The organism is Streptomyces fuscigenes (genome assembly GCF_021556455.1).
Taxonomy (GTDB): Bacteria; Actinomycetota; Actinomycetes; order Streptomycetales; family Streptomycetaceae; genus Streptomyces; species Streptomyces fuscigenes.
Genome location: NZ_JAKGCV010000216.1, coordinates 1 through 9,214, shown reverse-complemented (window position 1 = coordinate 9,214; position 9,214 = coordinate 1). Strand labels below are relative to the sequence as shown.

The 9,214-nt window shown below is 75.3% G+C and carries 9 protein-coding genes, 1 pseudogene and 1 riboswitch; of the genes and pseudogenes, 5 read left to right on the top strand and 5 right to left on the bottom strand.

Annotated elements, in window-relative coordinates:
• The 4 genes from L1885_RS17610 to thiO form a co-directional block, all read right to left on the bottom strand.
• A partial coding sequence (locus L1885_RS17610) for a protein kinase domain-containing protein (RefSeq protein WP_235798082.1) occupies positions 1–1,002 on the bottom strand: 1,002 nt, incomplete at its 3' end.
• Between the two features lie 214 nt (positions 1,003–1,216).
• Positions 1,217–2,011, bottom strand: coding sequence for a thiazole synthase (locus tag L1885_RS17605; RefSeq protein WP_235798081.1), 795 nt, complete (start codon positions 2,009–2,011; stop codon positions 1,217–1,219).
• Between the two features lie 4 nt (positions 2,012–2,015).
• Positions 2,016–2,243 (bottom strand): sulfur carrier protein ThiS, encoded by a 228-nt coding sequence (gene thiS / locus L1885_RS17600; protein ID WP_235798080.1) that lies wholly within the window; start codon positions 2,241–2,243, stop codon positions 2,016–2,018.
• Positions 2,240–3,433 carry a glycine oxidase ThiO gene (gene thiO, locus L1885_RS17595; RefSeq protein ID WP_235798084.1) on the bottom strand — a complete coding sequence of 398 codons (1,194 nt, stop codon included), beginning with the start codon at positions 3,431–3,433 and terminating at the stop codon, positions 2,240–2,242. Before thiO ends, thiS begins: the two co-directional genes overlap by 4 nt.
• Positions 3,434–3,603: 170 nt before the next feature.
• Positions 3,604–3,716: riboswitch (TPP riboswitch) on the bottom strand.
• 108 nt (positions 3,717–3,824) lie between these two features.
• Between thiO and L1885_RS17590 the strand changes: the two genes are divergently transcribed.
• The 5 genes from L1885_RS17590 to L1885_RS17570 all read left to right on the top strand — a co-directional run bounded on the left by L1885_RS17590 (position 3,825) and on the right by L1885_RS17570 (position 8,579).
• Positions 3,825–4,988 carry an NAD(P)/FAD-dependent oxidoreductase gene (locus L1885_RS17590; protein WP_235798083.1) on the top strand — a complete coding sequence of 388 codons (1,164 nt, stop codon included), beginning with the start codon at positions 3,825–3,827 and terminating at the stop codon, positions 4,986–4,988.
• A gap of 189 nt (positions 4,989–5,177) precedes the next feature.
• Positions 5,178–5,543 (top strand): Rv2175c family DNA-binding protein, encoded by a 366-nt coding sequence (locus tag L1885_RS17585; RefSeq protein WP_235798079.1) that lies wholly within the window; start codon positions 5,178–5,180, stop codon positions 5,541–5,543.
• A 161-nt stretch (positions 5,544–5,704) separates the two neighbouring features.
• Complete coding sequence (gene thiE, locus L1885_RS17580) at positions 5,705–6,382, top strand: thiamine phosphate synthase (protein ID WP_235798078.1); 678 nt, start codon at positions 5,705–5,707, stop codon at positions 6,380–6,382.
• Positions 6,383–6,536: 154 nt separating this feature from the next.
• Positions 6,537–7,454 (top strand): methylenetetrahydrofolate reductase [NAD(P)H], encoded by a 918-nt coding sequence (metF, locus tag L1885_RS17575; RefSeq protein ID WP_235798077.1) that lies wholly within the window; start codon positions 6,537–6,539, stop codon positions 7,452–7,454.
• A gap of 48 nt (positions 7,455–7,502) precedes the next feature.
• Positions 7,503–8,579 (top strand): DUF1129 domain-containing protein, encoded by a 1,077-nt coding sequence (locus L1885_RS17570; protein ID WP_235798076.1) that lies wholly within the window; start codon positions 7,503–7,505, stop codon positions 8,577–8,579.
• 109 nt (positions 8,580–8,688) lie between these two features.
• Here the strand turns inward: L1885_RS17570 and L1885_RS17565 are convergent.
• A pseudogene (locus L1885_RS17565) lies at positions 8,689–9,214 on the bottom strand (NAD(P)/FAD-dependent oxidoreductase); the annotation flags it as partial.

Sequence of the window (9,214 nt, the reverse complement as noted above, 5' to 3'; positions counted from 1 at the left end):
CGGCGGCAGGTCGAGCCGGCTGGTGCGCTGCACCCGGCCGGTCCCCGCGGCGCCGGTGGGCGCGGTGACCGGGATGACGCTCGTACGGTTCTCGGACCCGGACGTGCCGCTCGCGGCGCGGGCGGCGGGCGGCACGGCGTCCAACTGCGCCTCGCTCAGCGCGGCCCGGACCGTGCGCACGGAGGCGAGCAGCGCCACCGCGTCGCCCGGCCGCACCCGCGGATCCCGCACGGTCGCGGCGGCGACGACGGCGTCGAGACCGGGAGCGAGACCCGGCGCGGCCGCCGAGGGCGGCGGCACGTCCTCGTTCAGGTGCTGGTAGAGGACCTGCGCCGGCGTCTCGCCGCCGTGCGGCTTGCGGCCGGTCAGCATCTCGTACAGCAGGACGCCGCACGCGTACACGTCGACGCCCGGCCCGGTGCCCGCCGCCGGGTCCTCCAGCAGCTCCGGCGCGAGGTACGCCACGGTGCCGAGGACGGCCCCGGTGCTGGTCGTGGCGTCGCCCACGGTGCGCACCAGGCCGAAGTCGGCGACCTTGACCCGTCCGTCGTCCCCTATCAGCACGTTCTCGGGCTTCACGTCCCGGTGCACGAACCCGGCCCGGTGGGCGGCCCCCAGCGCGGCCAGTACGGGCTCCGCGATGTCGAGTGCGGCACGCGGCTGCAGCGCGCCGCGCTCGCGCAGCACGTCGCGCAGCGTGCAGCCCTCGACGTACTCCATGGCCTGGTACACGTACGCGCCCTGCGCGCCCTGGTCGAAGACGGCGACCACATTGGGGTGCGACAGCCGCGCCACGGACTTGGCCTCGCGGATGAAACGCTCCACGAAAGCGGCGTCGGTGGCGAGCGAGGGGTGCATCACCTTCAGCGCGAGCACCCGGTCCAGGCGGGTGTCCACGGCCCTGTACACCGTGGCCATACCGCCGACCGCGATGCGCGCGTCGACGCGGTACCGGCCGTCGACCACCCGCCCGACGATCGGGTCATTGAGGGTCGTATCCACGGGGGCGAGTCTACGTTCCGGCCCCCGGCGGGACCCTTTCCGCCCGAAGGCCTGCAGCACACCTGTAACGCACGGAAACGCGGGGAAGCAGCCAAAAACGCGGCGAAAGGCCTCACCGCCGGGGATCCGGGAGGCACGGTGCCGCCCGGCCGCGGGCCCCGGCGGCGGGGCCGCGGGGCCGGGCGGCGGGGCAGGGACCGGTGCGGGGCGCCGCTCAGAACGCCGGGCGCTCCGGGTCGAGCACCGCCCGGCCCGACCCGGGCGACGAGGCCTGCGCGTGGTGGCGGGGCGGGATGCGGCCGGCCAGCCGGGCGAGGCGGCCCGCCTCCACGCCGTGCCGCATGGCCTCGGCCATCAGCACCGGCGACTGCGCCCGCGTGACCGCCGACGCCAGCATCACCGCGTCGCAGCCCAGCTCCATGGCGAGGGCCGCGTCGGACGCCGTCCCCGCGCCCGCGTCGAGGACGACGGGGACGTTCGCCCGCTCCACGATGAGGCTGAAGTTGTGCGGGTTGCGGATGCCGAGACCGGAGCCGATGGGGGAGCCGAGCGGCATGACGGCGGCGCAGCCCGCGTCCTCCAGCTTCCGCGCGAGGACCGGGTCGTCGTTCGTGTACGGCAGCACGGTGAAGCCGTCGTCCACCAGCGTCTCCGCCGCGTCCAGCAGCTCGACCGGATCGGGCAGCAGCGTCCGCTCGTCCGCCACCACCTCCAGCTTCACCCAGTCCGTGCCCAGGGCCTCCCGCGCGAGCCGGGCCGTCAGCACGGCCTCGCCCGCGGTGAAGCAGCCCGCGGTGTTGGGCAGCACCCGGATCCCGAGCCGGGACAGGACCGACAGCACCGAGCCCTGCACGCCCGGGTCGAGCCGGCGCATGGCCACCGTGGTCAGCTGCGTGCCGGACGCGACGAGTGAACGTTCCAGCACGTCGAGGCTGGGGGCGCCACCCGTACCCATGATCAGCCGGGAGGTGAAGGGCGTCCCCGCGAGGGTGAACACGTCGTCAGCCATGCCGTCAGCCTCCCTGGACGGCGGTGAGGACCTCGACGCGGTCGCCGTCGCCGAGCGGCGTGAGCCGCCAGCTGCCGCGGGGCACCACCGTCTCGTTGAGCGCCGCCGCGATGCCGGACGGCGCCGTCGTCAGCGTCGCGATCAACTGGTCCAGCGTCGCCGTGGCGGCGACCTCGCGCACCGACCCGTTCACGGTCACGCGCACCACGCGCGTCGAACGCTCCTCGCTCATGCGGGCAGCCCCTCTCGTAGTGGCCGGGCGCTCCCCGGCGCGGCGTCCCGGGCGGATGCCGTGGACGCCCCGGCGCCGGTGAACCGGTCCGGACGAAACGGCTTGGCCACGTCCGGCAGTTCGCCGGTGGCCAGGGCGTCCGCCATGGCGTCGCCGGTGATCGGCGTCAGGAGCACGCCGTTGCGGAAGTGCCCGGTCGCCAGGTGCAGGCCGGGCAGCGCGGTCGGACCGAGCAGCGGCGCGTTGTCCGGCGAGCCGGGGCGCAGGCCCGCGCGGGTCTCGGTGAGCGGGAGTTCGGTGATGCCGGGGACGAGTTCGTGGGCGTCCCGCAGGAGTTCGTACACCCCGCCGGCGGTCACCGTGGTGTCCCAGCCGAGTTCCTCGCTCGTCGCGCCGATCACGAGTTCGCCGTTCTCGCGGGGCACGAGATAGACGTCGCCGCCGCGCACCACCGCCCGTATCGTCCGCGACAGGAAGGGCGCGTACGCGCGCGGCACCGCCAGCCGCAGCACCTGCCCCTTGACCGGCCGCACCGGCGGCAGCACGTCCTGGGGCACGCCCGCGAACCGGCCGCTGAGGCTGCCCGCGGCGAGCACGGTCTGCTCCGCACCGAGGACGGTCCCGTCGGCCAGCGCCGCGCCGGCCGCCCGGCCGCCGCGCACGACCAGCCGCTCCACCCAGGCGCGGTGCAGCACCACGCCGGCCCGCTCGCAGGCGCTCACCAGGGCCGCGGCCAGCCTGCGCGGGTCTATCTGGTGGTCCCCGTCGACCCGCAGGCCCCCGCGCACGCCCGGCGCGAGCATGGGCTCCAGCCGCCGGCAGTCCCGGCCGCCGAGCCACTCGGAACTGAGGCCGCACTTCTGCTGGAAGGCGTGCAGCTCGCGCAGATGGGCCCGGTCGTCGCTGTCCAGCGCCACGGCGAGGGTGCCGCTCGCGCGGTAGCCGGTGTCGCGGCCCGAGGCCTCCTCCAGCTCCGCGACGAACTCCGGGTAGCGGCGCGCGGAGGCGAGATTGAGCCCCAGCAGGGTCTCCTCGCCGTAGTGCAGTTCGGTGACGGCGGCCAGCATGCCCGCCGCGACCTGCGCGGCGCCGCCGCCGGGCTCGGGGTCCACCACGGCGACGCGCAGACCGCGCTGGGCGGCCCGCCACGCCGTCACGAGGCCGATGATCCCGCCGCCGGCCACCAGCACGTCGTATCCGCCGTCGCCCGACGCGAAGGCGCTCGCCTGCCGGGCCGGTGAAGCGGGTACGTCCGCGGCGCTCGCGGCCGCGCCGCTGTCCGCGGCGCCCGGAACGGCGCCGGTGTCCGCGGCGCACGCGGTGCCGCGGGCATCCTGCGCGGGTGGTGTCTCGGAAGGCTGCACGGTCGTCAGCCCCTCCCTTCGCCGGCATGACCCGGATCAGGTTCTTACGGTCGGAGGCCGCCCAGCCTCCCTCTCAGCCCGGTCCGTCCGGGCTCCCGCGAGGTTTCCCGGGCAAGCCTAGACCCTGCCACGGCCTTCTGTAAGACGGGCCGGGGGCCCGGGGATCTATGGTGATCACGTGAGCGAGGACCAGAGAGTCGTCATCGTCGGCGCGGGCATGGCGGGTGTGCAGACCGCGGTGGCGCTGCGCGAGAAGGGGCACGCCGGGCCCGTCACCGTCGTCGGCGCGGAGCCGCACCCGCCCTACGACCGGCCCCCGCTGTCCAAGGCACTGCTCCTCGGGCAGAGCGAGAGCTCGGCGTTCGACATCGACTTCGCCGCGCTCGGTGTGCGGCTGCGGCTCGGCGTCGAGGCGACACGGCTGCGTCCCGGCGAGCGCACGCTCGACACGTCCGAGGGCCCCCTCCCGTACGACGTGCTCGTCCTTGCGTGCGGCGCGGACCCGATCACACTGCCCGGCACGGCGGGCCTGCCCTCGGTGCACGTCCTGCGCACCCTCGACGACGTGGAACGGCTGCGCCCCGTCCTTGAGGACCGGCACTCGGTCGTGGTCGTCGGCGCGGGCTGGATCGGCGCCGAGTTCGCGACCGCCGCGAGCGCCGCGGGCTGCGCCGTCACCGTCGTGGAGGCGGGGGACCGCCCGCTCGCGGGCGCCCTGCCCGCCGAGGTCACCGCGCCGATGGCAGCCTGGTACGGGGAGGGCGGCGCCACGCTGCTGACCGGCGCGCGGGTGGAGCGCGTCGAGGAGGCGGCGGTCGTGCTCGCGGACGGCCGGCGCATCGCCGCGGACACCGTCCTCGTCGGCATCGGCGCCCGCCCGGCGACCGGCTGGCTCGCGGGCTCGGGCGTCGGGATCGGCCCCGACGGGGCGGTCGCGGCAGACGCCTCGCTGCGCACGAACCTGCCGGACGTGTACGCCGTCGGCGACTGCGCGTCCTTCCCCTCCGGCCGCTACGGCGAGCGGCTGCTCGTGCACCACTGGGACAACGCCCTCCAGGGGCCGCGCACCGTCGCCGCCCGCGTCATGGGCGAGTCCGAGGAGCCCTACGACCCGGTGCCGTACTTCTGGTCCGAGCAGTTCGGCCGCTTCGTGCAGTACGTGGGCCACCACAACGGTTCCGACCGCCTCGTGGGGCGCGGCGACCGCTCCGGCGCCGCCTGGTCGGCCGTGTGGCTGCGGGACGGCGTCCTCGTCGCGCTCCTCGCCGTGGGGCGCCCGCGCGACCTCGCCCAGGGCCGCAGGCTGATCGAGTCCGGGGCGCGCCTCGACCCGGAGCTGGCCGGTGACCCGGCCGTACCCCTGAAGAAGGCCGTCCTCTGAGAGTGCGGCGACCCGGCTGGCGGGCCCGCGGGCCCGGGAGGTGGAAACCCCGCGGGCGGGCGGGCCCGCGGGTCCGAGGGGCGAAAACCCTCCGTGACCAGGCGCGACGGGCCCCCGGGCGCAGTGCGCGTGCCCCGGCCGGACCGCCACCGCTACCGTCTGTCAGTCCGGGATGGCAGGCTTGTCCTTGTGACCGAGATTGACGCAAAGATCGATGCTCTCGTCCCCGAGTGGCTCCACCTCCCCGACATCGCGGAGAAGCTCAACGTCGAGGTGACGCGCGTCCGCCAGCTGGTGAAGGAAGGCCAGCTGATCGCCGTGCGGCGCGGGGAGAACCGGACGCTCCAGGTTCCCGCCGCCTTCATCGACGGCGACAAGGTCGTCAAGGGCCTGGTGGGCACGCTGACGCTCCTGAAGGACGACGGCTTCTCCGACGAGGAGATGCTGGAGTGGCTGTTCACTCCCGACCCGACCCTGCCGGGCACGCCCGCGCAGGCCCTGAGCGAGAATCGCGGCACGGAGGTGAAGCGCCGGGCGCAGGCGCTCGCCGTCTGAGGCACGGGCGCGCCCGGCCCGCCGCCCAAGCCGGTGCGGCGGGCCGGTCCGCCGCACCGGCCGGCACTGCGCGCGGACGACACCGACGACACTGACGACGCAGACGCCACCGACGACGCAGACGACACCGCCCCCGGGCGGACCAGTGGGGGGATCACCCGATGTCCACGGCACGTGCGGCGCTCGCCGACGCCCGCATCTACCTGTGCACCGACGCCCGCAAACGCCAGGGCGACCTCCCCGCCTTCCTCGACGCGGTCCTCGCCTCGGGCGTCGACATCGTGCAGTTGCGGGACAAGACGCTGGAGGCCGCGGAGGAACTCGAGCACCTCGGCGTCTTCGCCGACGCCTGCCGCCGGCACGGCAGGCTGCTGGCGGTCAACGACCGCGCGGACGTGGCACACGCGATCGGGGCCGACGTGCTGCACCTGGGCCAGGGCGACCTCCCGGTGCCCGCGGCCAGGGCCGTCCTCGGGGACGGTCCGCTCATCGGCCGCTCCACGCACGCCGAGGCCGAGGCCGACGCGGCGGCCGTCCAGCCGGGCGTCGACTACTTCTGCACGGGCCCCTGCTGGCCCACCCCCACGAAGCCGGGCCGCCACGCCCCGGGGCTCGGCCTCGTGCGGCACACGGCGCGCAGCACGGCGGCCCTCGGCATCGACCGCCCGTGGTTCGCCATCGGCGGCATCGACGCGGGCAACCTCGACCAGGTGCTGGACGCCGGGGCCACGCGGATCGTGGTCGTGCGGGCCATCACGGAGGCCGACGACCCGGCCGCAGCGACCGCCGCGCTCGCGGCCCGCGTGCGGGAGCGCGCCACGGCGGCCGCCGCGGGCTGACCGGGCCCCGAAGCCACCGGGGCCTCGCCCCCGCACGGATATCGCGCCCGCCGGGGCTCCGCACTCCCGACGGGCTGCTCCGCCCGCTCGCGGGGCCGCCCGCCCGCGGCGCCGCGGCGTGACGGCGGCCACCGCGAATCGATAACCTGCTTGTATGGCCCTTGGCACCCCGTCCACCTGGACCCCGCACGCGCGCACCGTACGAGACGTCCTCGCGGGCGGTGGGACCAGCCTCTCCTTCGAATTCTGGGCGCCCAGGACGGAGAAGGGCGAGCGCAGCCTGTGGAACGCGCTGCGCCGCGTCGAGGCCGTGGCCCCGAGCTTCGTCTCCGTGACCTACGGCGCCGGCGGCTCCACCCGTACCGGCACGGTCAAGGCCACCGAGCAGATCGCGGCCGACACCACCCTGACGCCCGTCGCCCACCTCACGGCGGTCGGCCAGTCGGTGGCCGAACTGCGGCACATGATCGGCCAGTACGCGGACGTCGGCATACGCAACATCCTCGCCGTGCGCGGCGACCCGCCCGGCGACCCGATGGGGGAGTGGGTCAAGCACCCCGAGGGCGTCGAGTACGCCGTCGAACTGGTCCGGCTGATCAAGGAGTCCGGCGACTTCTGCGTCGGCGTCGCCGCCTTCCCCGAGATGCATCCGCGCTCGCCCGACTGGGACAGCGATGTCGCGCACTTCGTCGCCAAGTGCCGTGCGGGCGCCGATTACGCGATCACCCAGATGTTCTTCCGGCCGGAGGGCTACCTGCGGTTGCGGGACCGGGTCGCGGCCGCCGGTTGCGAGACGCCGATCATCCCGGAGATCATGCCCGTCACCAGCGTGAAGCAGTTGGAGAGGCTGCCGTCGCTCAGCACGGCCGCCGTCCCGGACGAGCTCAAAGAGCGGATCCTCGCGGTCAAGGACGATCCGGCGGCTGTACGCTCCATTGGCATCGAGTTCGCGACGGAGTTCTGCGCGCGGCTCCTGGCCGAGGGGGTGCCGGGGCTGCACTTCATCACGCTGAACAACTCCACCGCGACGCTCGAGATCTACGAGAATCTCGGACTGCACAGGCATTCCTGACCGGCACCGCACCCCCACGGGTGCGGTGGCCGTACGAGAGGGGCGTACATGGGCATGACGGTCCTCTACATCGCGTTCGGCCTGGTCGCGCTGTGGCTGCTCGGAGAGGTGCTGCTCCAGTACAAGGCGCGGCTGCGCTGGCGGGCCCTCGCGTTCGTCGGCTTCCTGACGGTCGTCATCGGGGTCGTCCTGCCGTCGATCGTGGTGATCGTCCTCGGCGCGATCGCGTTCGCCGTCGGACAGACGTACGTGACGATGTCCTTCACCAAGGGCCACTCGACGGGCTGGGCCATCGGCGGGCGCCCCGGAGCCAGCCGCCGCCGCAGGGGCGCGGCGCGCGACGCCCGGAGGGCGGACCGCGCCGAGGGCGCGTCGCACGACGAGGCCTCCGAGGCCGCGATCGCCGCGGAGCAGACGGTTCTCGCCCCGGCAGTGCCCGCCGACGTGCCGGGGGGAGGCGATGTGGACGGCCGGCCGCAGGAGGAGCCCGTCTACCGCCCGCAGCCGATCCCCGACGACACCGGCCAGCTCTACGGCGTCTACGACGACACCACGACCGGCACGGGGGACAGCGGCCTCGGCGCGGCCGGGTTCGCGGCCGAAGGCCAGGGCGGGCACGGCGAGTTCGCCGCCGCGGCGTACGACACCTACGGCGGCTACGAGCAGCCCGCGGGACACGACGCCTACGGCACGTACACCGGGTACGAGGGGTACGGGGAGCAGCCGGACCAGACGGCCTACGCGCAGCAGCAGTACCAGTACGGCTACGCGGACGAGGCCGCGCAGAACACGGCGGCCGCCCAGGGCGGTTACGCGGACTACGGCACCGGCGCCCCCGCCGACGGCGGCTACGGCGCGGGCGGCGGACAGCAGGGCTACGACCAGCAGCAGGGCTACGAGCAGCAGTACGCGGGCTATGACGCGTCGTACGGCTCCTACGGGAACTACGGCGAACAGCAGCAGTACCAGGATCCCTACGCCAGTGACACGCCGCCCGGCGGCGTCTGGGTCCCGCAGCAGCGCGACAACGCCCAGGCCCAGGAGGCCGCGTACGACCCGGCCTACGGCTACGACTCCTCGCAGCAGCAGCAGCCGGAGGCCGGCAGCGGTCCCTACCGCTACTGAGCATCCCCGCGCGTGACGGCGCGTCGACTCGGGCACGGCCCCCGGCCCCGCCGTATGACGGCCCGTCAACGGACGTCGGCGCGAACGCCGTTGGCGACGGCCGCCCCCGTCACCGGGAGCCGCGGAAGCCCGGCCCCTCCACGACCAGCCCGGACACCAGCGCGCCCGACATGCCGGCGTGCGGCAGGCCGCCGCCCGGGTGGGAGCGGCCGCCCGCCCGGTAGAAACCGCGCAGCCGCGTGGCGTTGGCGGGGTGCAGCAGCCGCCCGCCCGCCCCCGCGAGGGCGGGCGCCGGTACTCCGCCGCCCGGGGCCCCCGTCTCGGCCGCCGTGTCCGCCGGCGTGCGCACCACACGCCACAGAACGCGCTCGCGAAGGCCCTCCACCGCGGTCGAGGCGGCGGCCAGCAGCGCGTCGGCGCAGCGCTCGCGCAGTGCCGGGTCCGTCCAGTCGACCTGGCCCTGCGGTGCGACCGTCGCCGTCAGCGTCAGCGCCTCGTGATCCCCGTCGGGCCGGGTCGACGCGTCGTCCGGGCGCAGCACCGTCACCGTCGGCCGCACGGCGGGCCCGCCGGCCGGGCCGAAGACGGCCGCGGCCTCCTCCGCCGCCGAGGGCGCGTGCACGACCGTGCGGTGG

Excerpts from the sequence above, each read along its gene's own strand:
- L1885_RS17605 (WP_235798081.1), bottom strand. The coding sequence starts at position 2,011 with ATGGCTGACGACGTGTTCACCCTCGCGGGGACGCCCTTCACCTCCCGG.
- thiS (WP_235798080.1), bottom strand. The coding sequence starts at position 2,243 with ATGAGCGAGGAGCGTTCGACGCGCGTGGTGCGCGTGACCGTGAACGGG.
- L1885_RS17590 (WP_235798083.1), top strand. The coding sequence starts at position 3,825 with ATGGCGGGTGTGCAGACCGCGGTGGCGCTGCGCGAGAAGGGGCACGCC.
- thiE (WP_235798078.1), top strand. The coding sequence starts at position 5,705 with ATGTCCACGGCACGTGCGGCGCTCGCCGACGCCCGCATCTACCTGTGC.
- metF (WP_235798077.1), top strand. The coding sequence starts at position 6,537 with ATGGCCCTTGGCACCCCGTCCACCTGGACCCCGCACGCGCGCACCGTA.
- L1885_RS17570 (WP_235798076.1), top strand. The coding sequence starts at position 7,503 with ATGGGCATGACGGTCCTCTACATCGCGTTCGGCCTGGTCGCGCTGTGG.